Origin of the sequence: Xanthomonas euroxanthea, from assembly GCF_903989455.1 — a bacterium.
GTDB lineage: Bacteria > Pseudomonadota > Gammaproteobacteria > Xanthomonadales > Xanthomonadaceae > Xanthomonas > Xanthomonas euroxanthea.
The window spans coordinates 3,994,470-4,021,109 of the sequence record NZ_LR861803.1 but is presented as its reverse complement, the minus strand read 5'-3'; the positions used below and the strand labels follow the sequence as shown (position 1 = coordinate 4,021,109).

The following is a 26,640-nucleotide window of genomic DNA, read 5'->3' as shown; positions in this document are numbered from 1 at the left end:
AGCTTGCGCGCCGCCGCCCCGCGTATCGACCGGCTTGCACGCAGCACGCCCGCCGCTGCGGGCATAATCCGGCGGCATGATCATCCATTCGCTGCTCGACACCGACCTGTACAAATTCACCATGATGCAGGCGGTGCTGCATCAGCATCCGGCCGCGCAGGTCGAGTACCGCTTCAAATGCCGCACGCCTGGCGTGGATCTGGCGCAGTTCATCGACGAGATCTCGGGTGAGATCGACGCGCTGTGCCGGCTGCGGCTGCACGAGGACGAGGTGGCCTATCTGCGCGGCCTGCGCTTCATCAAGCCGGATTTCGCCGACTTCCTGGCGCTGTTCCATCTGGACCGCAAATACCTGCAGCTGTCGGCATCGACCACCCATCCGGGCGAGATCGAGCTGACCCTCCGCGGCCCGTGGTTGCACACCATCCTGTTCGAAGTGCCGTTGCTGGCGATCATCAACGAAGTGTGGTTCCGCAATACCTCCGAGCCGGATTTCGAGGAAGGTCGCAGCCGCCTGCGCGAGAAGGTGAGCAGCCTGCGCAGCATGCCGGCCGGCTGCAAGATTGCCGATTACGGCACCCGGCGGCGCTATTCGCGGCATTGGCACGGCGAGTTGCTGCCGTTGCTGCGCGACGGCCTGGGCGCGCAGTTCGTCGGCACCAGCAATGTGTATTTCGCCAAGCATTACGGCCTGACCCCGCTGGGCACGATGGCGCACGAATACCTGCAGGCATTCCAGGCACTGGGGCCGCGGTTGCGCGACTCGCAGGTGGCCGCGCTGGAATCGTGGGCGCGCGAGTACCGCGGCGACCTGGGCATCGCCCTGTCCGATGTGGTGGGGCTGGACGCGTTCCTGCGCGACTTCGATCTGTATTTCTGCAAGCTGTTCGACGGCATGCGCCATGATTCGGGCGACCCGTTCGAATGGGGCGAGCGTGTCATCGCACACCTGCAGGCACACCGCATCGACCCCGCGACCAAGGTGCTGGTGTTCAGTGATGGCCTCAACATCGACAAGGTGATGCGGCTGTACGCGCACTTCCACACGCGCTGCCGGCTGGCGTTCGGCGTAGGCACCAGCCTGACCAACGACCTGGGGCCGACGCCGCTGCAGATCGTGATCAAGATGGTCCGCTGCAACGGGCAGCCGGTGGCCAAGCTCAGCGACTCGCCGGGCAAGAGCATGTGCGAGGACGCCGGTTACCTGCGCTATCTGCGCGATGTGTTCGGCCTGCCGCCGGTACCGGACGCCGGTGACCACGCGCGGCAGTGATAGACGTGGAGCGGCGCATCGAGAAATCGTTGCCGCTCATAGCAGGCAGCAGCAACCTTGCGGCGCATCGCTCGATCGCAGCGGGGAGCGAGCTCTGTGCGGGAATGGCAGACGCTGAAGCGAAATCGCGACGCCTGCGTTGGCAGGCAGCCGGTCTGCTTGCGTTGAATAGGGTGATTGCAGATAAACGAACGGCGCCTGACGGCGCCGTTCGCATTACACGCAGTGAATCTTGCGGATTACGGGCGCACCTTGGTGGCACAGACAAACACCGCTGCCTGTTGAATGCGGCTGATTGCCCCCTGGTTCTGCAACTCGCGCGCGTGCTCGTCCATGCAGGTCAGGTAACCCAGGCGGTTGCCGGCGTTCTGCGCCTTGCACAGGCTGTTTTCGGCCGAGATGTTCGCGCCGGGAATCAGCCCGCCGGTCTCCAGCGTCGGCACCAGCGTATTGCAGCTGCCCAGCTTGGCCAGCCCGCGATTGAGCGTCCAGCCGATATCGGCGAACAGCGCCGGGGTCAGGTCGATGTTCAGATGCGCCTGTACTTCCGGCGTATCGAACGGTTCCATCAACGCGTTGGGCTGCAGGTCGGTATCGAAGTGCGAGAACGTCGACCCACCGGCCACCACGCTGGGCGCGTACAGCCGCGTGCGGCCTGCGCTGTCGGTGCCCTGCAGCAGCTCGGGGTCTTCGTACAACGCCGCCACCACTCCGGCGCTGCCCTTCAGCCGCGCGCCATCGGCCTGCGAGACCATGATGGCGGGGATGGTGATGTCGGTGATCGGCGGGGCGGCATTGCCCATCGTCTGCACGCCGGACGCGTTATTGGCCACGATCACGCCCACCGCACCGTTGAGCTGTGCGTTCTTGACCTTGATCGCGAACGCGCAGGTGCCGCGGTCGATCAACGCCACCTTGCCGGCCACCTCGGCCGCATTGACGAACGGCGTTTCGCAGCCATCGCTGGCCGACGCGGCAGCCACGCCGTCATTGACCGTCACCACTGCGCGTGCCGGGAAATTGGCCGCCGTGGCCAGCGGCCCGAAGCTGGCAAAGCCCACCTCGAACTTGCCGGCCGCGCTGGCCGGTGCGCTCACCTGCAACAGGGTGCGCGGATCCAGGATCAGCGCCGCCTCGCGGTTGACGCGCGTGCCGGCCCAGACCGTACGGCCGGGCGTGCGCATCGCTTCGGCACGCAGCGCGTTGGTCATGGCCGGATCGTCGAAGCGCTTGTTCTGCACGTTGTCGAAGGCCTGCGCGGTGTAGACGTCGGTCAGGCCGCTGCCCGAGCCGAGCACGCCGGTGGTCTTGTTGAGGAAGCCGGCCGCACCCAGGCCGTGGCCGATCTCATGCATCACCACGTTGAGGAAGTTGATCTGGCCTTCGGGCGTCTTGCCGTCCAGGCCCAGGTACCAGCCCGAGCCAGCCAGGCAGTCGTCCTTGCCCAGGTCGCCGTTGAATTGCGAAAACACGTCGGCCGGATCGCTGGGATCGGGGACCAGGTCCTGCCCGGCGATCGCATCGCCCAGCGCGGACGGATACAGCGTATTGGGCTTGGAACCGGGGAAGTCGTTGACGATCCAGTTCGGGCCGGCCTGGCCCAGCGTGCCGCCAGTGGCGGTGCAGGTCAGCCGTGCGAACGAGGCATACACCTTGATCTCGACATTGCTCTGCAGCACCGCGCCCCACAGGTCCATCGCGTACTGGTAGGCGATGCGACGCTGCTCGCCAACCGAGCGCCCCGGGTTGCCGCCCAGGGGCGCAGCGCTGGTGGGGTCGTTCAAGCCGACGCTGGTGCCGGCGTCGCCATTGATCAGCGTGACGTTGGCGGCGCTGGCGTGCAGCGGCGCGATGGCGGCAGCCACGGCCAGGGACAGCAGCAACAAGGGCTTATTCATGCGGCAGCGCTCCGTGCTCGGCGTGGGCGGGTTGGGTGGCGGCATCGTCGCCGTGCTCGATGACGATGCGGCCATCGGCTTGACGGGTCGCCATCAATGAGCTCATCTGCGTGGCCGGCAACTTGCGCGCCACGGTGCCGTTGGGCAGGCGTCGCTCGGTCGCGCGTGCGGCAGATTCGGTCTGCGGCACCGCGGTGCGGGCAGCGCTGCTGCGGGCGGCCGAGGCGGCCTGCTGGTCCAGCGCCGCGCTCTCGGCGTCGGTCAGCGGGCGCAGCTTGCCGGTGGCGGGGTCGATGCCGACCTTGGAACTGTTAGTTGCTGCCTCCTGCGCGACGGCCATGGCCGGCAGACAAACGACGCACAACATACCGGACAGCATCCATCCGGGCTTACGAAAGCTCATCATCGTTGGGGTTTCCTTGGGTCCAGCAGGGAAAAGGGACGCCGTGCAGACACCAGCGTCGGGGGAATCCTTCCGTTTCAGTCTGTTCATGACTGAATCATGAATCCGTGATGTGTGTCAATCTTTTGACATGTAGGGTGCTGAATGCGAAACGAGCGCCTGAAACAGTCACCTGCGCACTTGCGTCGAGGGAAATTTCCGGGAAGTGCAACGGCGATTGGCGAGCGGGCTGGTCAGGGTTTTGACGCAAACCGGGGGGCCAGAGGCCGTCCTTGTCCGCCAGTAGCCGGATCACGTCTCCCTTCTCCTCCTTGGGAGAAGGTGCCCCGAAGGGGCGGATGAGGGCAGGCGCGAAGCCCGGCGGAGCTTGAGTACAGCGTTGGGTCTATCTGCGCTTCGGCCTGTACCCTCACCCCAACCCCTCTCCCGAGGGGAGAGGGGTCGTAGTCCGCCCAGGCCGGCGGCAGGGCCTGTGCAGGCAGCGCGGATGCACCAACGTGCGCAAGCCGTGCACTGGCGCCTGCTGGCGAGATGCTGATGCCGGATGCTGATGCCGGCATCGGCATCGGCGCGCTGCGCTGGTTGCGCATGCCATTCCATCGCAGCGATTTATAGTGTCAGCAACCCCGCGCACCAGGCTTCCATGCACGCCGTCATCTATCACAACCCCGACTGCGGAACCTCCCGCAACACCCTTGCCCTGATCCGTCATACCGGCATCGAGCCGCAGATAGTCGACTACCTGCAACACCCGCCCACACGCGAAACACTGCAGTCCCTGATCGCTGCCGCCGGCATCCCGGTCCGGGAGGCCATGCGTCAGAAAGGCACCCCGTATCTGGAACTCGGGCTCGACGATCCCGCGCTGGACGACGCAGCGCTGCTGAGTGCCATGCTCATGCATCCGATCCTGATCAACCGACCCTTCGTGCAAACCGCGCTGGGGACGCGCTTGTGCCGCCCTTCCGAACGGGTGCTGGACCTGCTGCCGCCGGCGACGCACGGCTTCGTCAAGGAAGACGGCGAACGCGTGCTGGACGATGCCGGGCAACGCGTAACGGGCTGATAGACAGATACCCGGAACACGCAGTCATCCCACATCAAGCGCAGTCGCCCTAATTCCCATTCCCGACTCCCGACTCCCGATCCCCGATCCCCGATCCCCGATCCCCGATCCCCAATCCCCAATCCCCAATCCCCGATCCCCAATCCCCAATCCCCAATCCCCAATCCCCAATCCCCAATCCCCATTCCCCATTCCCCATTCCCCATTCCCCAACCTCACCTGCCCCTACCGCACAGGTCCTAGAATCGCCACAACGTTTCCCCGGAGCAGCCAGATGATTCGCGAGATTATCCGCATGGGCGACAAACGCCTGCTGCGCGTGGCGCCACCGGTGACCAACCTGGGCAGCGCCGAGCTGCGCACGCTGGTGGCCGACATGTTCGAGACCATGGACGATGCGCGCGGCGTCGGCCTGGCCGCACCGCAGATCGCCGTGGATCTGCAGTTGATGGTGTTCGGCTTCGAAGCCAGCGATCGCTATCCCGAGGCGCCGGCAGTGCCGCGCACCGCATTGGCCAATGCACAGATCGAACCGCTGTCGGAGGAGATGGAAAACGGCTGGGAGGGATGCCTGTCCATTCCCGGCCTGCGTGCCGTCATTCCGCGCTATCGCGTCATTCGCTACCGCGGCTTCGCGCCGGACGGCAGCCCGATCGAACGCGAGGCCGAAGGCTTCCACGCCCGCGTTGTGCAGCACGAATACGACCATCTGGTCGGCCGCCTGTACCCCTCGCGGATCGAGAACTTCGCCACCTTCGGTTTCGAGGACGTGCTGTCCTACGACCTGTGATCGCACCGCGGCATCGCATGTGACAAGGGCGCCTTGCGGCGCCCTTGTCGTGCTTACTTGAGCGCCTTGAAGCGCAGACGCTTGGGACCGGCGTCATCGCCCATGCGGCGGCGCTTGTCTTCTTCGTACTCGCGGTAGTTGCCCTGGAAGAACTCCACGTGCGACTCGCCTTCGAACGACAGGATGTGCGTGGCGATGCGATCCAGGAACCAGCGATCATGCGAGATCACGAAGGTATTGCCCGGGAACTCCAGCAATGCATCTTCCAGCGCACGCAGCGTTTCGATGTCCAGGTCGTTGGACGGTTCGTCGAGCAGCAGCACGTTGCCGCCCTGCAGCAGCGTCTTGGCCATGTGCAGACGACCGCGCTCACCACCGGAGAGCGAGCCGACCATCTTCTGCTGGTCCTGGCCCTTGAAGTTGAAGCGGCCGATGTAGGCGCGCGACTGGATCTCCACGCCGTTGATGTTGAGGATGTCCAGGCCGCCTGCGATTTCCTGGAACACGTTGTGGTTGCCCTCCAGCGCATCGCGGCTCTGGTCCACGTACGACAGCTGCACGGTCGGGCCCATCACGATCTCGCCCGAATCGGGTTTTTCCTGGCCGGTGATCATCTTGAACAGGGTCGACTTACCGGCACCGTTGGGGCCGATGATGCCGACGATGGCGCCGGGCGGCACGATCATCGACAGGTTGTCGATCAGCAGGCGGTCGCCGAACTTCTTGGACACGTTCTTGAACTCCATCACCGAGTTGCCCAGGCGCTCGCCCGGCGGGATGAAGATTTCATTGGTTTCGTTGCGGCGCTGGTAATCCACCGACTGCAGCTCTTCCAGGCGGGCCAGACGCGCCTTGCCCTTGGTGCGCCCGCCCTTGGCATTCTGGCGCGACCATTCCAGTTCCTTCTGGATCGCCTTCTGGCGTGACTTTTCCTGGTTGTCTTCCTGCTTGAGGCGCTCGTCCTTCTGGGTCAGCCAGTCGGTGTAATTGCCCTTCCACGGAATGCCGCGGCCGCGGTCCAGCTCCAGGATCCACTCGGCGGCGTTGTCGAGGAAGTAGCGATCATGCGTGACCGCCACCACGGTGCCGGTGTAGCGCGCCAGGAACTGTTCCAGCCACTCCACCGACTCGGCGTCCAGGTGGTTGGTCGGTTCGTCCAGCAGCAGCATGTCCGGCTTCTGCAGCAGCAGGCGGCACAGCGCCACGCGGCGCTTTTCACCACCGGACAGCTTGCCGACGATGGCGTCCCACGGCGGCAGGCGCAGCGCATCGGCGGCCACGTCCAGCTGGTTCTCCAGGGTGTGCGCGTCACCGGCGGCCAGGATCGCCTCCAGGCGTTCCTGTTCCTTGGCCAGCGCGTCGAAATCGGCGCCTTCTTCGGCATAGGCCAGGTACACCGCATCCAGCGCGGCCTGTGCCTGCAGCACGTCGCCCACGCCTTCCTCGACCGCTTCGCGCACGGTGTGCTCGGGGTTGAGCTGCGGCTCCTGCGCCAGGTAGCCGACCTTGATGCCGGCCTGCGGACGGGCTTCGCCCTCGAAATCGGTATCCACGCCGGCCATGATCTTCAGCACCGTGGACTTGCCGGCGCCGTTCAGGCCCAGCAGGCCGATCTTGGCGCCCGGGAAAAAGCTCAGCGAGATGTCCTTGATGATCTGCCGCTTGGGCGGGACCACCTTGCTGACGCGGTTCATGGTGTAGATGTATTGCGACATGGGTGCTCCGTGGACGCAGGCAGCCCACCGGCCGGGGCCGGAGGCAGCGGAAAAGGGATTGCGCCGATTATACGGGCAAGCGGCCTGGCTCGCGGCGGCGATGCGGCAGCTAAACGGCAGCTTACCTGTCACCTGAATGGGCGTTTTCGTAATCGATTCCAGCAAGAATGCGTTAAGGCGGTTGGCGCCTTAATGAAATTGCGACATCGCAGACAGGAGCAATCCCATGAACCGCAAACGCATCGTGACTGTTGTGCTTTCCTCCATCTTGGCGCTGGGCTTCGCCGCACCGGCCGCATTTGCCGGGGATTGGGACCGCGACGACCGCCGTGGGCATGACCACGGCCACCGCGATCATCGCGGCGACTGGCGCAATGACCGCCGGGATGACCGCCGCGAATGGCGTGATGACCGTCGCGCAGACCGCCGCGAGTGGCGCCAGGACCGCCGTTACTACAGCAACGGCTACCGCGAGGGCTATCGCGACGCGCGCTATCAGGACCGTCGCTACGACCGCAATCGGGTCTATGTCTACGATCGCCCCAACTACTACCGCGCCGGTCCGCCGCCGCGCCCGTACTGGGCCCGCGGTCAGCGCTACCACGGCCCGGTCTACGTGATCAACGACTACGACCGCTATAACCTGCGCCGCCCGCCGTATGGCTACCGTTGGCAGCGCGACAACACCGGCAATCTGCTGCTTGTGGCCATTGCAACCGGTGTGATTGCCGACCTGGTGCTCAACAACTAAGTTCAGCAGTGGCCTGGCCGGCCTGACCTGGCAAGCGGGCAGGGCCTTACACGAGGGCGCACTCCGGTGCGCCCTCGTCGTTCAAGGGCCGGGCGCGCCAAGGCCCGCGTGGCCCGCGCCGGCGCCGCAATTGGTCACCTGTCCACGCGGGGGCTTACAATCGGCGCCCCTACTGGCAACAGCTGCCCCGGAGCTCTGCATGTTCTCGCGCGACGTCCGACTGGAAACCTACGACCCCGAACTGGCCCAGGCCATCGCTGCCGAAGCCGGCCGCCAGGAGGATCACGTCGAGCTGATCGCCAGCGAAAACTACTGCAGCCCGCTGGTGATGGAAGCCCAGGGCAGCCAGTTGACCAACAAGTACGCCGAAGGCTATCCGGGCAAGCGCTACTACGGCGGTTGCGAGTTCGTCGACATTGCCGAGCAGCTGGCGATCGAGCGCATCAAGCAGGTGTTCGGCGCCGACTATGCGAACGTGCAGCCGCACAGCGGCTCGCAGGCCAACCAGGCGGTGTATCTGGCGTTGCTGCAGCCGGGCGACACCATCCTGGGCATGAGCCTGGCCCACGGCGGTCACCTGACCCACGGCGCCAAGGTCAACGTCTCCGGCAAGCTGTTCAACGCGGTGCAGTACGGTGTCAACGAGCAGGGCCTGATCGATTACGACGAGGTCCAGCGCCTGGCCACCGAGCACACGCCGAAGATGGTCGTGGCCGGCTTCTCGGCGTATTCGCAGAAGATCGACTGGGCGCGCTTCCGCGCCATCGCCGACAGCGTCGGTGCGTATCTGTTCGTGGACATGGCGCACGTGGCCGGCCTGGTCGCCGCCGGTGTGTATCCGAGCCCGCTGGAGCATGCGCACGTGGTCACCTCGACCACCCACAAGACCCTGCGCGGCCCGCGTGGCGGCATCATCGTGGCCAAGGGCGCGAGTGAAGAGCTGCAGAAGAAGCTGCAGTCGATCGTGTTCCCCGGCATCCAGGGTGGCCCGCTGATGCACGTGATCGCGGCCAAGGCGGTGGCGTTCAAGGAGGCGCTGGAGCCGGACTTCAAGACCTACCAGCAGCAGGTGGTCAAGAACGCGCAGGCGATGGCCAACACGTTGATCGCGCGCGGCTACAAGATCGTGTCCGGCGGCACCGAGAATCACCTGATGCTGGTGGACATGATCGGCCGCGATGTTTCCGGCAAGGATGCAGAGGCCGCGCTCGGCAAGGCGCACATCACCGTCAACAAGAACTCGGTGCCCAACGACCCGCGCTCGCCGTTCGTCACCTCCGGCCTGCGCCTGGGCACCCCGGCGATCACCACCCGCGGCTACAAGGAGCAGGACAGCATCGACCTGGCCAACTGGATCGCCGACGTGCTCGACGCCCCCAGCGACGAAGCGGTGCTGGCCAAGGTCCGCGACGCGGTGACGGCGCAGTGCAAGAAGTATCCGGTGTATGGCTGAGATGGGAATGGGGAATAGGGAGACGAGAATGGTAAAAGCAACGCTGCGATAGCTGTGCCGTTCCGATTCCCTATTCCCCTCTCCCTATTCCCGGACGCCTGATGCACTGCCCCTTTTGCCAGCACAACGACACCCGCGTGATCGATTCGCGCGTGTCCGAAGACGGCACGACGATTCGTCGGCGCCGTGAGTGCGAGGCGTGCGGCGAGCGTTTCAGCACCCTGGAAACGATCGAACTCAAGCTGCCGACGGTGGTCAAGAGTGATGGCGGGCGCGAGGCCTTCGATGCGCGCAAGCTGCGCACCAGTTTCGACCGCGCGCTGCAAAAGCGCCCGGTGTCCGAAGAACAGATCGAAGCGGCGGTGCGCGCGGTGGTGCATCAGTTGCGCATGTCCGGCGAGCGCGAGGTCGGCTCGCTGCGGGTGGGCGAGTACGTGATGGTCGAGCTGCGCAAGCTCGATCATGTGGGCTATGTACGCTTTGCCTCGGTGTACCGCAGCTTTCAGGACGTGGCCGATTTCCGCGAGGAAATCGAAAAGCTCGAGCGCGAGCTGCCGGTCGGCATCGAGCAACTGCCGCTGCTGGAAGCGGCGCTGGAACGCGCCGGCAAGCCCGGCAAGCGGTGAGCGCAATGCGCATCGCCTGCGTGGCCGACACGCCGGAGCTGTTGCCCGCCCTCGCGCAGGCGCATCTGCAGGCCTTCGGCAGCCTGTTGCCGGACTGGAATTTCGATGAGGCCTTGCGCGAGTTGCGCAGCCACAGCCGCGACGGCGTGATCCCGACCACCTGGGTTGCGCTCGATCAGGCACAGTGGCTCGGGTCGGTCAGCCTGCTGGAAAACGACGATGCGCGTATCCGCCAGTGGTCGCCCTGGCTGGCGTCGCTGTACGTGCAGCCGCAGGCGCGCGGGCAGGGCATCGGCGAGGCGCTGGTGACGCACTGCGTGCAGGCCGCCGCGCGCATGGGCGTGCCGGCCTTGTATCTGTATTGCCAGCCAGCACTGGCGCCGTACTACCAGCGGCTGGGTTGGCATACGCATGCAGAATTGCTGCTGGGGCCGATGCAGATCGTGGTGATGCAGATCGCGCCGGTGCTGCAGTGCGCGTGACAGCCGACGATCACCGCTGGATGGCCCAGGCATTGCGTCTGGCCGAGCGCGGTGCCTACACCACGCGCCCCAATCCGATGGTTGGCTGCGTGATCGTGCGCGATGGCGTGTGCGTGGGCGAAGGTTTTCATCAACGTGCCGGCGGCCCGCATGCGGAAGTGTTCGCGCTGCGCGCGGCCGGCGCGCTGGCGCAGGGCGCCACCGCCTACGTCACGCTGGAACCGTGTGCGCACTACGGACGCACGCCGCCCTGTGCCCTGGCCTTGATCGATGCCGGAGTGGCGCGTGTGGTCGCGGCGATGGCCGACCCGTTTCCGCAGGTCAACGGTGGTGGGTTCGCGTTGCTGCGCGAGGCCGGGATCGAGGTGCTCAGCGGGGTCCTGCAGGCACAGGCGCGCGCGCTCAACCGGGGCTTCCTGTCACGGGTGGAGCGCGGGCGGCCGTGGCTGCGGGTCAAGCTCGGCGCCAGCCTGGATGGACGGACTGCGCTGGCCAGCGGTGAATCCAAGTGGATCACCGGCGCCGATGCGCGCGCGGATGTGCAGCGCTGGCGTGCGCGTGCCGGCGCGATCCTCACTGGCGCCGGTACGGTGCTGGCCGACGACCCATCGATGACGGTGCGGCTGGGCGATGACACGCCGTTCGTGCCGCCGCTGCGCGTGGTGCTCGACGCCGGGTTGCGGACGTTGGCATGCAACACCATTCGCCAGGGCGAGGCGCCCACGTTGTATCTGCATGGCGAGGATGTGGCCGCGCCGTCGCTGGACGATGCGCAGTTCATTGCGATGCCGTTGCATGCCGGCCGTTTCGAGCTGGGTGCCGTGTTGGCCCTGCTTGCCGAGCGCGGCATCAACGAGGTGCATGTGGAAGCCGGCGCAACAGTGAGCGGTGCGCTGCTGCAAGCCGGGCTGGTCGACGAATTGCTGGTCTACGTGGCGCCGGTACTGCTGGGCGATACCGCCAGGCCGCTGCTGGCCGGGCTAGGCATCGAGACGATGGCACAGCGGTCTGCGTTGCAGCTGCTGGATGTGCGCCAGCTGGGGCAGGATCTGCGTCTGCGTTATGCGCCGGTTGTTGCCGGATGAGCACTGCACCGCTTTCCCGATGCCGCGCGGGCGTGTGGTTGCGCGCATGAAAAAGGCCCCGCATGCGGGGCCTTCGTGCATCTGCGACGCGCCGATCAGAAGCTTGCGCGCACGCCCACCTTGTACTGGTTGGCGTTGTCGACGAACTGCGCTTCGGCAACCAGGCCCCAGGTGCGGGTGAAGTTGACCTGGCCACCCAGGGTGCCGACGAACTCGCCTTCGTCCACGTCGCTGCCGTCGATGTAGCCGGCCTTGATCCAGGCTTCGGTGCGCGGCGAGGGCTTGCCGCGCAGGCCCAGGTTGGCAAAGCCCAGGTTGGTCGAGTCGGACGCGTTGTCGATCGAGCGACCGCGCAGGCGCAGGTCGGATTCGACCTTGGTGCGCAGCACGCTGATGTCGGCGGTGAACTCGACGCGCTCGGTCATTTCCTGGCGGTAGCCGATCCCCAGCGTGGCCTGCTGCAGGGTACCGTCGATCACGAAGCCGCTGCCGAGGTTGTAATCCTTGGTGGCACGTTCGTAGCTGGCCAGCAGGTAGGCCGGCTGGGCAATCTGCCAGGAACCGCGGATGTAGCCACCGTCGATATCGTCGGACGCGTCGTTGACGTTGATTTCGGTCCGGTTCCAGCCGCCTTCGACGTAGGAATAGCTCAGGCCTTCGGCCGATGCGGCAAACGGTGCGGCGGCCAGCACGGCAGCCAGGATCAGGGTGTTACGCATTGGATGTCTCTCTCCGAATTGATGTCCGTGTCTCCGTCCCGTTGCGGGAGGGAAAAAGCGACGTCTCCCGTCGCGGCGGGTAAATTAACAGATCCTTCACAATCCTGGCTATGGGGGATTTCCTCACATGACGCAGTGTCCTGCCAGCCGTCGCTGACGCTCAGCCATCGCGCCGATAGGCCCTGTTAGACTTTGCGCACCGGTTCGCCGGTACTCACGAACGTCTTCAGGGCGGGGTGCGATTCCCCACCGGCGGTAGGCATGCGCAAGCATGCGAGCCCGCGAGCGCTTGCGCATCGGAGTTGAGCGGATCCACGCGAAACCCCGCTGCGCAAGGTCAGCAGATCCGGTGCGATGCCGGGGCCGACGGTATAGTCCGGATGAAAGAAGACGGCCAACGCGCAGCCTCGCGGCTGTGCGCGCGCCTGTTTGCCTTGTGGCGTTTTTCGCTCAACTCCTGCGAGAAACGACTATGTCCCTGCCTCACCCGTCGCGCTGCGTCGCGATCTTCCACCGCACTGCGTGCGCTCCGTTGTCGTCAACGACGGGGGCATGCTGATGTTTACCGGAATCATTGAAGGCGTCGGCCATCTGGCAGCGCGCCAGCCGCAAGGCGGCGATGTGCGTTTCACCTTCGCCACCGGCAACCTGCCATTCGACGCGGTGCAACTGGGCGAGAGCATCGCGGTCAACGGCGTGTGCCTGACCGTGATTGCGTTCGATGCCGGCAGCTTCCAGGCCGACGCCTCTACCGAAACCCTGTCGCTGACCACGTTGGGCAGCTTGCCGGAAGGCGCGCTGCTGAATCTGGAGCGTGCGATGCGCCCCACCGACCGCCTCGGCGGGCATCTGGTCAGCGGCCATGTCGATGGCCTGGGCCAGGTGCAGTCGGTGCATGGCGATGCACGGGCGCAGCGCTGGCGGTTTGCCGCCCCGTCGTCGGTATTGCGCTATGTCGCCAAGAAGGGCTCGATCTGCGTGGACGGAGTCAGCCTGACCGTCAACGAGGTGGACGAGGACGGCTTCGAGGTCGCGTTGATTCCGCACACGGTGGCCAACACCGCGTTTGCGCGGACGGCGGTTGGCGCGGCAGTGAATCTGGAGATCGATCTGGTGGCGCGCTATGTCGAACGCCTGCTCGGCACGCGGGGTGCGGCATGAATTTCGCACCCGTTCCGGAACTGATCGAGGAACTGCGCGCAGGCCGCATGGTGGTGATCGTCGATGACGAAGACCGCGAGAACGAAGGCGACCTGATCATGGCCGCCGAGCTGGTCAAGCCGTCGGACATCAACTTCATGGTGACCCACGCGCGCGGGCTGGTGTGCCTGTCGCTGACCCGCGAGCGCTGCGCGCAGCTGGGCCTGGCGCCGATGGTGCGCAACAACACCGCGCAGTTCCAGACCAACTTCACCGTCAGCATCGAGGCGGCCGAGGGCGTGACCACCGGCATCTCCGCCTACGACCGTGCGCACACGGTACGCACCGCGGTGCGGCCGGATGCCAGGCCGCAGGACCTGAGCCAGCCGGGGCATATCTTCCCGCTGATCTCCCAGCCTGGTGGCGTGCTGACCCGCGCCGGCCACACCGAAGCGGCCAGCGACCTGCCGATGCTGGCCGGGCTGGAACCGGCTGGCGTGCTGGTGGAAGTGCTCAACCCGGACGGCAGCATGGCGCGGCGCCCGCAGCTGGAAGTGTTCGCGCGCGAGCACGGGCTGAAGATGGGTTCGATCGCCGACCTGATCGCCTACCGCCTGGCCAACGAGCACACCGTCGAGCGCGTGGACGCGCGCGAGATCAGCACCGAATTCGGCCCGTTCACGCTGGTGACCTACCGCGACCGCATCGCGCACGACCTGCATTTTGCGCTGGTGCGCGGCACGCCCGATCCGGCCACCCCGACGCTGGTGCGCGTGCAGGTGGAAAACCCGCTGGCCGATCTGCTGCACTGGCAGCGCGATGACTTCGGCGTGGCGGCCACCGATGCGCTGCGTGCGATCGCCGCCGAAGGGCAGGGCGTGATGGTGGTGCTGTCGGCGCCGCGCGACAGCGAATCCCTGCTGGCGAGGCTGCGCCAGCAACCGGAAGCGGCCACCAACGCCAAGGACGTCAGCCAGTGGCGGCGTAATGGCGCCGGCGCGCAGATCCTGGCCGAGCTGGGCCTGGGCAAGCTGCGCGTGCTGGGCACGCCGCGCCGTCAGGTGGGCCTGGCCGGGTTCGGGCTGGAGGTGGTGGAGTACCTGGAATGCCATCCCGGCGAAGGCGTGCGTGCGGTGCCGGTTGCCGCGCTGCCCTGACGCAGGGCCGGCGGCCTGGAGTCGGCGTTCCGGTCGTTGCCACACGCGCCGCTGGAACCGTGTCGGTCGAGCGGTTCCTGCGGTGGTTGCGCAACGACCACGCCGGCCTGCGGCTGCGCCAGCCGGTGCTGCGTGCCCGCACGCCGCCTGCTGCAGACATGGCCGGGCCTGCTTCGGCGCCCCGGCCGGCACCCATCGGCCGGGCCAGGCCCCGGCAGCTGTTAAACTTGCCGCCCCCTCGAGTTGCCTACCCGCATGACCCACTACGAAGGCGATCTTCGCCCCACCACCGCGCGCTTTGCGATCATCGCCAGCCGCTGGAATGCCCGCATCACCGACGCGCTGGTCACCGGTGCGCGCCAGAGCCTGGCCGGCAACGGCATCGGCGAGGACGCCATCGACGTGGTCCGCGTGCCGGGCGCCTGGGAAATTCCGATCGCGGCCAACCGCCTGGGACAATCCGGCCAGCATGCGGCGATCATCGCGCTGGGCTGCGTGATCCGCGGCGACACCCGCCATTACGAACACGTCGCCGACCTGTGCGCCGAAGGCCTGATGAGCGTGCAGTTGCAGACCGGCGTGCCGGTGCTCAACGGCGTGCTGGCGGTCGAGCGGGTGGAAGATGCCGAGGCGCGTGCCGGCGGCAGCCATGGCAACAAGGGCGAGGAATGCGCGCTTGCGGCATTGGAACTGGTCAATTTGATGGAGTTGTTGCCATGAGCAAGTCCGGTGGACATGCCCGCCACGTCCGTCGCGACGGCATCGACCCGGTGCTGCGTTCGCGCGCGCGCCGGCGCGCCTTGCAGGCGGTGTATGCCTGGCAGATTTCCGGCGGGTTCGCCAAGCAGGTGATCTCCCAGTTTGCGCACGAGCAGGCGCACGAAGTGGCCGATCTGGCCTATTTCGAAAACCTGGTCGAAGGCGTGCTGAGCAACCGCGCCGAGCTGGATACCGCGCTGACCCCGTATCTGGATCGCGGCGTGGAAGAGGTCGACGCGATCGAACGTGCGGTGCTGCGCCTGGCGGCCTATGAACTGCTGTATCGCCAGGACGTGCCGTACCGCGTGGTCATCAACGAAGCGATCGAAACCGCCAAGCGCTTCGGCTCCGAGCACGGCCATACCTACGTCAACGGCGTGCTGGATCGCGCCTCGGTGGAGTGGCGCAAGGTGGAGTCGGGCACCGGCGGCGCCAGCAGCGCCTGAGGCGCCGCGGGAATGGGGAGTCGGGAATGGGGAATCGTAAGAGCACCGTTTCCGATATCTCCTGACGCGCTTTTGCGATTCCCGATTCCCTTCTCCCGATTTCCCGTCCCCATGCCCGAATTCGATCTAATTGCCCGCTTGCGCGCGCGCATTGCGGCGCGTGCGGATGTGCCGTTGGGCATTGGCGACGATGCGGCGCTGCTGCAGCCGCCGCCGGGCGAGCAGCTGGCGATCACCGCCGATACGCTCAATGCGGGCGTGCATTTTCCGCACGAGACGCGCGCCGACGATCTGGGCTGGAAGACGCTGGCGGTCAATCTGTCCGATCTGGCCGCGATGGGTGCGCAGCCGCGCTGGTGCACCTTGTCGCTGTCGTTGCCGCACGACGATGCCGACTGGGTCGATGCGTTCGCCGATGGCTTCCTTGCACTGGCCGACGCGCACGACATCGCACTGGTCGGTGGCGACACCACACGCGGGCCGTTGTCGTGTGCGGTGACCGCGATCGGCAGCCTGCCGCCGGGTGCGGCGTTGCGTCGCGATGGGGCGCGTGTGGGCGACGATGTGTGGGTGACCGGCGCGCCGGGCGAGGCGGCCGCGGCCTTGTCGCTGTGGCAGGCCGGCCAGCTGGACGTGACCTGCGCGGCGGCCGATCCGGTGCACGAGCAGTGGCGCGGCCGCCTGCTGCGCCCGCAGCCGCGCGTGCAGGCCGGGCTGCGCCTGCGTGGGCTTGCGCATGCCTGTGTGGATGTCTCCGATGGGTTGCTGGCCGATCTGGGGCATCTATGCGAACGCAGCGGCGTGGGCGCGCAGCTGGCGCTGACGGCGTTGCCGGCGATGCCGCGCAGCGCCGGGATCAGCGCGCTGCAATGCATCGGCTGGCAACTCGGCGGCGGCGACGACTACGAGCTGTGCTTCACCGCCGCCGTGCAACACCGCGAGGCGGTGGTACAGGCGATGGACTTCGCCGCAGTCGCGGTGACACGCATCGGCCGGATCGTCGCCACGCCGGGCGTGGTGGTCCACGACGCCGACGGCAAGCCGTGGCAGCCGCCGCAGCGCGGGTATCAGCACTTCGTGGGCTGAGCGGTTCGCGCGGGAGGCGTTGCACGGGCTTGCTGCATTGCAGCCAACGTCTGCGGGTCGGGATCGGCCATACGATGGCGCCGGCCGGCTTGCACTTCAGCACGTGTCACGATTGCGGCGCCTACCCTCCCGCCTCCCGCCTCCCGCCTCCCGATTCCCGATTCCCGATTCCCGATTCCCGATTCCCGATTCCCGATTCCCGATTCCCGATTCCCGATTCCCGACCCTTGAGCCATACCGTACCGTCTGGTACGTTCGCGACGTTCTCCCCCGAACCACGGATGCATGGCAGCTGCCGCTGGGCCATCCCGGCCCGGCCTTGCGTGGGAGAGAACCATGAACAAGCCTTGGATCGGAGGCATCGCCGCACTGGCGTTGCTGGTGGCATCGGCGTCGGCAATGGCGGGCGCCTTCAGCAAGACCTATGAACGCATTCCCGGCTGGGATGGCGCGCCGATGGGCGCGCTGGTCCTGGTGCCGCAGGGGCAGGGCAGCGGGCCGTTTCCGCTGGTCGTGATGCCGGCCAGCTGGTCGTTGCCGAACCTGGAATACCTCGGCCGTGCGACCCAATTGGCCAGCGATGGCTACGTGGTCGTCAGCTATACCTCGCGCGGGTTCTGGGATTCGGCCGGGCAGATCGACATCGCCGGCGCCGACACGGTGGAAGACGTCAGCGCGGTGATCGACTGGGCGCTGGCGCATACGCCAGCCAACCCGAACGCGATCGGTGCATCGGGCATCTCGTACGGGGCGGGCATCAGCCTGTTGGCGGCCGGGCGCGATCCGCGCATCAAGGCCGTGGCTGCGCTCAGCGGCTGGGCGGATCTGGAAGCGTCGCTGTATTCCAATCGCACCGTCAGCCAGCAAGGCGTTGGACTCCTGGTCGGTGCCGGCGCGCTGACCGGACGGCCCGGTCCGGATCTGGCGCAGATCAGCACACGGGTTGCCGTTGGCGATTACGACGGCGCAGTGCAGGGGTTCCTGCCGCAGGCCGCGTCGCGCAGCCCGGCGAGCGAGGTGGCTGCGCTCAATGCGCGGGGCACCGCCGTGCTGCTGGGCAATGCCTTCAACGATGGCCTGTTTCCGCCGAATCAGACCATCGCGTTCTTCAACCAGCTGCGCGGGCCCAAGCAATTGCTGCTCAGCCAGGGCGATCACGCCACGGCGGAACTGCCGGGCGCGCTGGGCCTGCCCAACGAGGTCTACACGGCGACCACGCGCTGGTTCGATCGCCATCTCAAGCAGGTGCATAACGGGGTGGATGCAGAAGCGCCGGTGCGGCTGTCGCCGCGCGCAGGACAGTGGCTGGAGTACCCGGACTGGGCATCGGTGCAGCAGGGCACCACGCGCCTGGGGCTATCCGCACCGGCCGGGTTGCTCAGCCCCACCGGCGGCTTGATCGGCGGTACCGCCAGCGGATGGCAATCGCGCATCGCCACCGATGTGCCGACCTTGGCCGACTCGGGCGTGGTGCTGGTCAGCGGTCTGTTGCAAGGCATCGGCGTGCCGGTCACCACGTCGATTCCGTTGGTCAATCGCATCGGCGCGGCAGTGTGGGTGGGCGCGCCGTCAAGCACGGTACGCCGCCTGGCCGGCAGTCCATCGCTGCGCGTGACCGTGGTGCCCAGTCAGTCGAAAGTGAGCCTGTTCGCGTATCTGTACCGCATGGATGCAGTGGGCGTGGCGCAATTGGTCACGCATGCGCCGTATTCGCTACGCGGGGCCACGCCGGGCCGCGCAGTGACGCTGGATTGGCCGCTGCAAGCGGCTGCTGCGGAGATTCCGGCAGGGCAGCGCCTGGTGCTGGTGATCGACACGCACGACGCGCGTTATACCGATGCCAGCGATGGCGGCGGCACAGTGACGTTTACCTCGCCGGTGGCAACGCCTTCGGTATTGAATGTGCCGCTGCGGTAACGCTGCGCCGAGCTAATGGCGCGGTGAGTTGTCGGCCGCATACACCCGATCAGGTGTACGCGTGGATCAATCGCCCTTTATTGAATGCGTAACGGCAATCCACCCGGACACGACCGACCTGATCGGCGGGGTGTCCTTTCCGGCGCCGGCAGTGTTGCAGAGCGTCAGTGCGGTTGCCTGGCTGCAGGGATCAGCGGTAGAGCAGTCGATCTGGCGCTTGGCTGCAGTGCCCTTGCCCGCCCACCATCGCAGGACACGCCGCAAGTACGTCCATGTAGGCTCTTACGCGGCATCCATGCCGCGTAAGGTCCCGCGACGGTGAGCGGGCAAGGACCAGGCGGGATGGTCGGTACGCAAAGTTAAGAGCAGTACTGGATGCGCCTTGTTCGATCGTGATGCATCTGCACACCGCCGCATTACAGGCAGCTTTCAGATGAGCGCCGACCCACTGTCTGGTGCGGTGTCCTTGCCGGTTGCGGGACCGTGTGGCGGCATGGATGCCGCCACCGAGCCCCCATAGACGGGTTTACGGCGTGTCCCGCAAGCGGTGAGGGCGCCGCGCCTTCGACGCTGCGAGTTTGCTGCAGGGTCCTTGCCCGCCCACCATCGCAGGACACGCCGCAAGTACGTCCATGTAGGCTCCGGCGCGGCATCCATGCCGCTCAGGGTCCCGCGACGGTGAGCGGGCAAGGACCAGCGAGATGGTCGATACGCAAAGTAAGAGCAGTGCTGGGCGCGCCTTGTTCAATCGTGAAGCATCGGCTCCACGTCTGATGCACACCGCACGAGAGACAGCTTTCAGATGAGCGCCGACCCACTGTCTGGTGCGGTGTCCTCGCCGGTTGCGGGACCGTGTGGCGGCATGGATGCCGCCACCGAGCCCCCATGGACGGGTTTACGGCGTGTCCCGCAAGCGGTGAGGGCACCGCGCACTCGACGAACTTGGCTTTTGATTGCATCTAACAAGTGATGCCGCGACTCAGGCTGTCGGTTGCGTTTGTGTCGGTCCATGGCCTATCCCGCGAGCAGTGAGGGCGCCACCGTCGACCATGTTTTTCATGGCCAAGAATGCATGCGGTCAAGCCGAGAATGTATGCGCTTCGGCCGCAAATGCCACTGCCAGTGCGCCCTTGCCGACGTTGACCATGCCGGTCAGGCTCATCACGCTTTCGAATAGTTCCACGTTGTGTGTCTGGCAGGCGTTCTGCAAGGCGGCGTAACCGGGAAGCGCGTGCAACTCGGCCAGTTCGCCGCCGTAGCCCACGCACACGGTCGGCGTCATCAAGCCCGCGCGGATCCTGCGCACGGCAAAGCCGAACAGCTTCTCTGCCGACGGCTCGAAGCCCTTCAGCTTGGCCACCGGCTCGGTGATGCCGCGGTAGGCGCGCAGCACCGGCTTGATATCCAGCGCGCTGCCGAGCGCGGCACCGATCAGGCCAACGCTGCGGTCGCCCTTGCTGCGCGCACGCGCACGCAGGTAGTAGAGATCGCGCGGAATCATGTAGCCATAGGTGTGCTCGGCCAGTTGTTCGAGCCGGCTGCGGATTGCCGCCACGCCCTGACCCCGTTCGCGCAGGCGCACCGCTTCCACTGCCGTGATGCCCTGGCCGGCGAACAGGTTGAGGGTATCGATCACGCGCAGCGCGAATGGCGAGGTGTGGCCGGCGGCCTGCCGGATCGGCTTGTAATCGTTGAGGATCGCGAAGCTTGCCTGCATCGCGTTGTCGAAGATCTGGCTGCGCAGCTTGGAGATGGTCAGGCAGAACACATGGTCGTAGTCGATGACCAGCCGTTGCAGGAACAGGTCGCGAATCTGATTGACCGAAAATGGGGTGGTTTCCGCCTCGTGTCCGCGCTCGGCCACATGCGCCTGCAGAAAGCTCAGCGTCGCTTCCTCATCGCGGTGGTCGGCCAGCACCGCTTCGCCGATGCGTACGCTGATCGGCAACACGATGACGCTGTTGCGTTGAATAAAGTCTTGCGGCAAATCGCAGGCACTGTCCACCACGATTCCGATGCGCATCGTCGCCCCCTCCGGCTGTTGCGTTATCTGTGCTTGCGAACGCTATCGCAAAACAGGAGAGGCGAGTAGGGCTGACAGCTCGGTGCTTGTACGCCAAGGGCCGCGTGGTGGAAGCCTGACTGCCGACAGGCAAGCTCGACGCGTACGACAGGCCTGGAGCAAGCAGCCGCGGGGCGGCCAGAAGACGGACCACGCCTCATGTGGCTCTGCACCATTCGCGTGCACTGCGCCGTCATGCAGATGACCGATACATGCAGTGACGCTGCCATTTGCACTGCGAACTGCGGATCGGCGCACGCTTCGGCTGTCAGCTAGCGCCCGCTATCGCAGATGACGAGCAAGGCCTGCCGCAATTGCTATAGCTCCCGTCACAACCCCGCTGCTAGGGTCCAACGCGACCGCTGCAAGGCGGCTTCTCGACGCTGCCGCACCGGCATCGCCGCGCTGAACCCACACGGAGAGAGTCGACATGCAAAACAGCCAATCCAGCATCCTTACGCAGACCATCACACAGGCACCGACCACACGGCGGCGCGCATCGCGCTGGTGGAAGGCTGCGCTCGCCGTAGGTCTGGTGGCCCTGGCGCCAGCGGCGCTGGCCGGTCCCTACAAGATCTTTGGCAACCACTACGCGTGGGTCAACAACTTCAATGATCCCAACAACATCATCCAGGGCACGTTCGGCACCGGCAGTACGCCGGAGCTGACCGTCACCTTCAACTTCGCCGACTACAACCTCTACGGCTACCCGGCGATCGTGCGTGGTTGGCACTACGACTGGAACCCGACCACCGACACGCTGTTTCCGCGGCAGATTTCCTCATTGAGCAAGATCCCGCTCAAGTTCACCTACAGCGCGGGCGGCACCAATCTCGCGGGCGACTTTGCCTACGACATCTTCTTCCGCTGGGATACCGCCAAGGGCAACCCGCAGCTGGAAGTGATGATCTGGGGCGACCACAACTCCTGGCCGATCGGCACCCTGACTGCCAGCAATGTGATCACCGCAGGCGGGCGCACGTTCGACCTGTGGGAGGGCTTCAACTCCGGTGCCGGCTATTACGTCTACACCTTCATCCCGACCGGCACCGCCGGGCAGGCCACGCTCAAGACCAGCGGCAGTCTCAACGTGGACGCCAAGCCCTTCCTCAACTGGTTGCAGACCAACCGGTCCAAGGATGGGCGCTACAACAACAGCATGTACCTGCACGCAGTCGAAGCCGGTTTCGAAGTGGTGCGCGGCAACGGCTGGGCCAAGGTCAGCGCGACGCTGGATGCACAGTAAGCACGGCGCCCGTCGGCCGCATGGCTGAGGGTGCAGCTGGTTTGATCACGGCGTGCAGCACACCACGCGCCGGTTCCCGCATCGCGTACGCCGGCCTGGCCTTCATCGAAGAGGCCGGCCGCGTGAGAACCAACCAGCTGGCAAGGTGCGCGGCGCATGCAGTGCATGCGTCGCGCTCCGGGTGAGGCAATGGTGACCGGGCCGCATGATTTCGCCTGCGCTCTGTTTTTCTGCAACGACATTGGCAAGGGCAATCCGCAGCTGCAAGCGATGCGCCGGGGCCGGCAATGCGTCTGCGCCTGGCGCTCAATGGCCGCCACGGCACTGCGCTGTATCTGCGGCTGGCCAATGCCACGCCGTCTGATATCTACCGCGTACAACATGTGTCGCTGCAACGCTGTGCCGGTCACCTTCGTCTGCGATGCGGATGCACGCGGGAACACGCCGGGGCATTGCGATGCGGCAGCCGGGCACTGCACTCCTGTGGTTCAGCGCACTGCCGTTGTCGGCGCAGCGTCAGCGCAGGGCGTCGCGCGCCGAGGCGATGGCCGCCATCCACTGCTCGCGTTTGCCGAGCACGAAACGGTGCTCGCCACCCTCATGCAACTGCAGTGCCAGCGATGTCGGTGCCACCGGCAGCAGGCCGAACAGGCGCGTCCAGCGTGGTTGCATAGTTGCGATCTGGGTCAGGTGCACGGTCAGCGACCGGGTCTGTATGTTGTAGGGGTGCGGCTGGAAATGCAGCGCATCGGCGGTCAGGATCAGCCGCCCGCCGACCGCTTCCAGGCCGCGTTGCAGATTGGCCGGCGCCTGGCGCAACACGACGCGGTCGATCGAGCGCAAGCCGCCGCCTTGAAACAGCGAGCTCACTGTGACGCAGCGGCGGCGCAGCGACGCCGTTGCTGCCGCTGTACAGACAGGACGCCGGTGCTGTCGATCAGTGCCGATGAGGAGAAGACAAACATGCGCTAGGCCCGAAGGAGTGCATCAATGCGGCATTTGCCGCCGGGAAGACGCGGCGACACGGCATGACGCCACATCGCCGATGTATGCCACGCCGCCGCCGACCAGATACATCAGCAGATCGTGCACGGTGGCGGTGTTGCCGAGCGCGATGTAGGCCGCGCTGCCCGGGCGCAGTCCGAGCCGGTCGGCCAGGTGCATCGCCTGCAGCCCTTCGATCAGGCACCCGATCGCGACCGCCAGCACGCTCGCCCAGCGGGGCGATAACGCAAGCACGCCGCGCAACCCGCAATACACCAGGATCACCGCCAGCACATCGCCCAGGCTGCCGCGCACCCAGGGCCCGCCAAGTGTGCCCGCACCGATCGCCACTTCGATGACAAACACGGCGAGTGCGATCAGCAGGTAGACCCAGCGCACGCCCGGTGCCATGCGTGTCATTGTGCGAACAGCGCATTGCCGGGGCCGACATGATCGACCGCCGTGATCTGCGCCACGCGGTCGCCGGGCGGATTGCGGTGTTGCTCCCGGTCCGCATCGGAGGTCACCGCGAGGCTGGCGCCCACGTCCTGCACGGTGCTGCGGCTGGGCGAGGCGGGAACCGACGGGTCCTGCCGGTCGACCCGGCCCGACTGGGCGAGGGCAGCGAATGGCAGCAGCGTCAGCGATGACATCAGGATGCAGCACACACGCATGGGCAATCCTTATGCGGACGATGCCGCCGGCACGCTGCCGGCGGAGAGGGCATGCAGTGTGCCAGCCCGCGCGGCAACGGCGGCTGTCGCAATGTGGCGGTATCGCCCCGGCGGCGCGCGCAAACGCGCGCCGCCTGCGCTCACTTCAGATAGGCGCGCGGCAACGCGCCGGCCGGTTGCATGTAACGGTCGCGCAGCTCGGTCTGGCGTGAACGCATCGGCATGTCGCGACCGCCCAGCCAGACCTGCTCGGCATAGTGGGCGACATCCAGCGGGTCGCCTTCCCACAGCACCAGGTCGGCCTGCTTGCCGACCGCGATGCTGCCGATGCGATCGGCCACGCCGAAGATCTCTGCCGGCACCCGGGTCAGGCCGGCCAGGCCCGCTTCCCACGGCAAGCCGTTGGCCACCGCATTGCCGGCCAGCTGGCGCTGTTTGCGTGCGTTGTGCGAGGCATCGCCGCTCTGGGCAAAGCTGACCTCCACGCCGGCCGCGCGCAGACGTGCGGCGTTTTCCAGCGTCGCGCCGATCTGGTCGAAGGTGGACGGCAGGTCCGCCAGCGCGTCCACCAGCACCGGGACGTTGGCCTGCGCCAGTTGCGGTGCGAGCTTCCAGGCCTCGGTGCCGCCGGCAATGGCGATGCGTACCTTTTCGCGCTGCGCCCAACGCAGCAGCTGGCGGATGTCGGCGGCGCGCTCCACCTGCACCACGATGCGGCCTTGCCCGGCCAGGTATTTGGCCAGCACGCTGCGGCCGACCGGGGTCAGCAGCGCGTGCGGCGAATCGGCCGGCACGCGTCCGCGCGCTTCGGCCACCAGTTGGTCAAGCAGCATCCATTGCGCGGCACGCGAGCTGCCGGTCAGATCGGATGCCGCCGCACCGATGCGGATGAACAAGGCATGCGGGCCGACCGGGTCCGGGCTGCCGTCCAGCCGCACCACGCCGCCTTGCCCGGCGATGAAGGCACCGCTGGTGGTCGCGCCCAATGCAGTGAAGCCGATGCCTTCCACGCGCGCCACCGGCACCAGTACCGAGTCGGGGTTGTAGGCCAGGGTGACGTCGAATTCCGGGCGCATCGGCTGGTCGCTGAGTTTGACGCCGCTGTCCACGGTGCTGTCTTCGCCGGAGACTTCCTCGACGCCGATCTCGGTGATGCCGCCGAACAAGGCCGGCGTCAGCGGGCGGCCCCTGGCCTCGACCACGCGGCCATCGGTGGGCACGGCCAGGTTGCGGCCGATCGCGCGGATCACCCCGCCCTGCACCAGCACATCGGTATCGCGCAGCGTGCCTTGTGCGGTGGCGGTATGCACGGTGGCGCCACGGATCAGCACCTGCTGGCCGAATGCGGGCAATGCCAGCACTGCCAGGACCATTGCGGAGATCGCGCGCAGACGCGGGCGAACCAGGCTGGCGCGGCTCATCGTGCCACCTCCTGGCCGAGCATGAAGTCCGAGACCGGCTGCAGTGCGCGGTTACGGCGGTCGTAGACCTGCGCGCCGTCGATGTAGACCTGTTCGGCCAGCGCGTAGGAGCTGAAGGGATTGCCGTTCCACACCACCACATCGCCCATCTTGCCCGGCTCCAGTGCGCCGGTCTGCTGCTCGATGCCCAGCGCCTTGGCGGCGTTGCTGGTGAGCCAGCGGATCGCACGTTCGGGCGGGATCTCCATGCCGCTGCGGCGCGCGTTGGCGAGCACCTTGGCCGCTTCCTGGTTCAGGCGCTGGATGCCTTCTTCCGAATCCGAATGCACGATGGCGCAGCTGTTGGCCGGGCGGTCGACCAGCGCGATGTTTTCCTGGATGCCGTCGAAGGCTTCCATCTTGAAGCCCCACCAGTCGGCCCACAGCGCGCCGCAGACGTTGTCCTGCGCCAGCCGGTCGGCCAGCTTGTAGGCTTCCACGCCGTGGTGGAAGGCGGCGATGTGGAAGCCGAATTCCTTGGACAGGTCCAGCATGGTCGCCATCTCGTCGGCGCGGTAGCAGTGGATATGCACGCGGATGTCGCCGTTGATCGCGCCGGCCAGCGTATCGAGCTTGAGATCGCGCTTGCCGCCGGCATCGCCGCTGCTGTCGTTGTCGCCGCCGCGGCTCCACCAGTGGCGCTTCTTTTCGGCCTTCTTCTTCGGTGCGTTCTTCTGCAGGTACTCGGCCGCATCGATGAAGGCGGCGCGGTAGCCGGCCACGTTGCCCATGCGGGTGGCGGGGCCGCCCTTCTCGCCGTACACGCGCTTGGGGTTCTCGCCGCAGGCCATCTTCAGGCCCCAGGGCGCACCGGGAAACTTCATGCCCTGGTAGGTCGTGGAGGCCACGTTCTTGAGGGTGACGCCGCGCCCGCCGATCAGGTTGGCCGAGCCCGGCAGGACCTGCAGCGAGGTGACGCCGCCGGCCAGGGCGGTGCCGAAGCCGGGATCCTGCGGCCAGATCGAATGCTCGGCCCACACGTTCGGGGTGACCGGTGCGGTCATCTCGTTGCCATCGCTATGCGCGCTGACGCCGGGGCTGGGATACACGCCCAGATGCGAGTGCACGTCGATGATGCCGGGGGTGACCCACTTGCCGGTGCCGTCGATGCGGCGCACATCGGCCGGCGCCTCCAGCCCGCGCCCGACCGCGGCCACCTTGCCGTCGCGCAGCAGTACGTCGGCGTCGTCCAGCCGCTGGCCGGTGCCGGTGAGCACCGTGGCGTGCTGGATCAGCACCGGACCGGACGCGAGCGCGTGGTAGGTGCTGGGATAGGGGTCTTGCACGAAACGCGATGCCGCAGACGCAGGCCCGCACAGCAGCGCCGCGCCAAGGGCGGCGAACAGGATGGAACGCATGGATTTCCCCGGTGTAACGAAAACGTCAGCCGCAAACCTAGCGGCCGGCGGCGTGCTTGCCAAGTGCTGCATTGCCGGTGGCGGCGGCCT

General features: G+C 66.6%; 25 protein-coding genes and 1 riboswitch. Of the genes, 15 read left to right on the top strand and 10 right to left on the bottom strand.

Annotated features, from left to right (window positions below; all coding sequences use genetic code 11):
- The first annotated feature begins 76 nt into the window (after window positions 1-76).
- Window positions 77-1,273: a nicotinate phosphoribosyltransferase gene (gene pncB / locus H7A86_RS16725; protein ID WP_115677932.1), complete on the top strand. Its 1,197-nt coding sequence runs from the start codon at window positions 77-79 to the stop codon at window positions 1,271-1,273.
- A gap of 239 nt (window positions 1,274-1,512) precedes the next feature.
- Here the strand turns inward: pncB and H7A86_RS16720 are convergent, their stop codons facing one another.
- Together H7A86_RS16720 and H7A86_RS16715 are read right to left on the bottom strand one after the other, a co-directional pair.
- Complete coding sequence (locus H7A86_RS16720; protein WP_104649427.1) at window positions 1,513-3,171, bottom strand: PA domain-containing protein; 1,659 nt, start codon at window positions 3,169-3,171, stop codon at window positions 1,513-1,515.
- Window positions 3,164-3,577, bottom strand: coding sequence for a post-PEP-CTERM-1 domain-containing protein (locus H7A86_RS16715; protein WP_164739838.1), 414 nt, complete (start codon window positions 3,575-3,577; stop codon window positions 3,164-3,166). The genes H7A86_RS16720 and H7A86_RS16715 overlap by 8 nt, the downstream gene beginning before the upstream one ends.
- Window positions 3,578-4,217: 640 nt before the next feature.
- Between H7A86_RS16715 and arsC the strand changes: the two genes are divergently transcribed.
- A complete protein-coding gene (gene arsC, locus H7A86_RS16710) occupies window positions 4,218-4,640 on the top strand; it encodes an arsenate reductase (glutaredoxin) (RefSeq protein WP_104585587.1) in 423 nt (140 codons plus the stop codon).
- 274 nt (window positions 4,641-4,914) lie between these two features.
- Window positions 4,915-5,430, top strand: a complete 516-nt coding sequence (gene def, locus H7A86_RS16705; RefSeq protein ID WP_016904668.1) for a peptide deformylase — start codon at window positions 4,915-4,917, stop codon at window positions 5,428-5,430.
- Between the two features lie 53 nt (window positions 5,431-5,483).
- Here the strand turns inward: def and ettA are convergent, their stop codons facing one another.
- On the bottom strand, window positions 5,484-7,145 hold the full coding sequence (gene ettA, locus H7A86_RS16700) for an energy-dependent translational throttle protein EttA (protein ID WP_016904669.1): 1,662 nt from the start codon (window positions 7,143-7,145) through the stop codon (window positions 5,484-5,486).
- 226 nt (window positions 7,146-7,371) lie between these two features.
- Between ettA and H7A86_RS16695 the strand changes: the two genes are divergently transcribed.
- The 5 genes from H7A86_RS16695 to ribD all read left to right on the top strand — a co-directional run bounded on the left by H7A86_RS16695 (window position 7,372) and on the right by ribD (window position 11,542).
- Complete coding sequence (locus H7A86_RS16695) at window positions 7,372-7,896, top strand: RcnB family protein (protein ID WP_104585544.1); 525 nt, start codon at window positions 7,372-7,374, stop codon at window positions 7,894-7,896.
- 199 nt (window positions 7,897-8,095) lie between these two features.
- On the top strand, window positions 8,096-9,349 hold the full coding sequence (gene glyA / locus H7A86_RS16690; protein ID WP_104649428.1) for a serine hydroxymethyltransferase: 1,254 nt from the start codon (window positions 8,096-8,098) through the stop codon (window positions 9,347-9,349).
- A gap of 101 nt (window positions 9,350-9,450) precedes the next feature.
- Window positions 9,451-9,975 (top strand): transcriptional regulator NrdR, encoded by a 525-nt coding sequence (gene nrdR, locus H7A86_RS16685; RefSeq protein ID WP_006453216.1) that lies wholly within the window; start codon window positions 9,451-9,453, stop codon window positions 9,973-9,975.
- Window positions 9,972-10,457 (top strand): GNAT family N-acetyltransferase, encoded by a 486-nt coding sequence (locus H7A86_RS16680; protein WP_164739254.1) that lies wholly within the window; start codon window positions 9,972-9,974, stop codon window positions 10,455-10,457. The genes nrdR and H7A86_RS16680 overlap by 4 nt, the downstream gene beginning before the upstream one ends.
- Before the next feature lie 20 nt (window positions 10,458-10,477).
- A complete protein-coding gene (gene ribD, locus H7A86_RS16675) occupies window positions 10,478-11,542 on the top strand; it encodes a bifunctional diaminohydroxyphosphoribosylaminopyrimidine deaminase/5-amino-6-(5-phosphoribosylamino)uracil reductase RibD (RefSeq protein WP_180708167.1) in 1,065 nt (354 codons plus the stop codon).
- A gap of 95 nt (window positions 11,543-11,637) precedes the next feature.
- Here ribD and H7A86_RS16670 read toward each other — a convergent pair whose 3' ends face one another.
- The gene (locus H7A86_RS16670; RefSeq protein WP_119131829.1) at window positions 11,638-12,261 is read right to left on the bottom strand and encodes a hypothetical protein; all 624 of its coding nucleotides are present in this window, start codon (window positions 12,259-12,261) and stop codon (window positions 11,638-11,640) included.
- A 218-nt stretch (window positions 12,262-12,479) separates the two neighbouring features.
- Window positions 12,480-12,657, top strand: a riboswitch (FMN riboswitch).
- Window positions 12,658-12,819: 162 nt separating this feature from the next.
- Here H7A86_RS16670 and H7A86_RS16665 point away from each other — a divergent pair.
- From H7A86_RS16665 to H7A86_RS16640, 6 genes are all read left to right on the top strand, one after another.
- Window positions 12,820-13,422 (top strand): riboflavin synthase, encoded by a 603-nt coding sequence (locus tag H7A86_RS16665; RefSeq protein ID WP_104585583.1) that lies wholly within the window; start codon window positions 12,820-12,822, stop codon window positions 13,420-13,422.
- Entirely contained in the window at window positions 13,419-14,558 is a 1,140-nt protein-coding gene (gene ribB / locus H7A86_RS16660; protein WP_104585536.1) for a 3,4-dihydroxy-2-butanone-4-phosphate synthase, read from the top strand. Before H7A86_RS16665 ends, ribB begins: the two co-directional genes overlap by 4 nt.
- A gap of 255 nt (window positions 14,559-14,813) precedes the next feature.
- The gene (ribH, locus tag H7A86_RS16655) at window positions 14,814-15,278 is read left to right on the top strand and encodes a 6,7-dimethyl-8-ribityllumazine synthase (protein WP_039423375.1); all 465 of its coding nucleotides are present in this window, start codon (window positions 14,814-14,816) and stop codon (window positions 15,276-15,278) included.
- The gene (gene nusB / locus H7A86_RS16650; RefSeq protein ID WP_119131831.1) at window positions 15,275-15,763 is read left to right on the top strand and encodes a transcription antitermination factor NusB; all 489 of its coding nucleotides are present in this window, start codon (window positions 15,275-15,277) and stop codon (window positions 15,761-15,763) included. The genes ribH and nusB overlap by 4 nt, the downstream gene beginning before the upstream one ends.
- Before the next feature lie 111 nt (window positions 15,764-15,874).
- Window positions 15,875-16,849, top strand: a complete 975-nt coding sequence (thiL, locus tag H7A86_RS16645) for a thiamine-phosphate kinase (RefSeq protein ID WP_119131832.1) — start codon at window positions 15,875-15,877, stop codon at window positions 16,847-16,849.
- Between the two features lie 336 nt (window positions 16,850-17,185).
- Entirely contained in the window at window positions 17,186-18,766 is a 1,581-nt protein-coding gene (locus tag H7A86_RS16640; protein ID WP_119131834.1) for a CocE/NonD family hydrolase, read from the top strand.
- A gap of 1,078 nt (window positions 18,767-19,844) precedes the next feature.
- On the opposite strand, the gene H7A86_RS16635 is transcribed toward H7A86_RS16640, so the two are convergent.
- Window positions 19,845-20,789: a DegV family protein gene (locus tag H7A86_RS16635; RefSeq protein WP_119130956.1), complete on the bottom strand. Its 945-nt coding sequence runs from the start codon at window positions 20,787-20,789 to the stop codon at window positions 19,845-19,847.
- A 469-nt stretch (window positions 20,790-21,258) separates the two neighbouring features.
- Between H7A86_RS16635 and H7A86_RS16630 the strand changes: the two genes are divergently transcribed.
- Window positions 21,259-22,074, top strand: coding sequence for a GH12 family glycosyl hydrolase domain-containing protein (locus H7A86_RS16630; RefSeq protein WP_119130957.1), 816 nt, complete (start codon window positions 21,259-21,261; stop codon window positions 22,072-22,074).
- 516 nt (window positions 22,075-22,590) lie between these two features.
- On the opposite strand, the gene H7A86_RS16625 is transcribed toward H7A86_RS16630, so the two are convergent.
- From H7A86_RS16625 to H7A86_RS16605, 5 genes are all read right to left on the bottom strand, one after another.
- Window positions 22,591-22,917, bottom strand: a complete 327-nt coding sequence (locus H7A86_RS16625) for a hypothetical protein (protein ID WP_180708166.1) — start codon at window positions 22,915-22,917, stop codon at window positions 22,591-22,593.
- Between the two features lie 144 nt (window positions 22,918-23,061).
- Window positions 23,062-23,478, bottom strand: a complete 417-nt coding sequence (locus H7A86_RS16620) for a ribosomal maturation YjgA family protein (RefSeq protein WP_104583985.1) — start codon at window positions 23,476-23,478, stop codon at window positions 23,062-23,064.
- Window positions 23,475-23,732 (bottom strand): hypothetical protein, encoded by a 258-nt coding sequence (locus H7A86_RS16615; protein WP_119130958.1) that lies wholly within the window; start codon window positions 23,730-23,732, stop codon window positions 23,475-23,477. Before H7A86_RS16615 ends, H7A86_RS16620 begins: the two co-directional genes overlap by 4 nt.
- 140 nt (window positions 23,733-23,872) lie before the next feature.
- Window positions 23,873-25,153 (bottom strand): amidohydrolase family protein, encoded by a 1,281-nt coding sequence (locus tag H7A86_RS16610; protein ID WP_104648787.1) that lies wholly within the window; start codon window positions 25,151-25,153, stop codon window positions 23,873-23,875.
- Window positions 25,150-26,550, bottom strand: a complete 1,401-nt coding sequence (locus H7A86_RS16605) for an amidohydrolase (protein WP_104583988.1) — start codon at window positions 26,548-26,550, stop codon at window positions 25,150-25,152. Before H7A86_RS16605 ends, H7A86_RS16610 begins: the two co-directional genes overlap by 4 nt.
- Window positions 26,551-26,640 lie beyond the last annotated feature (90 nt).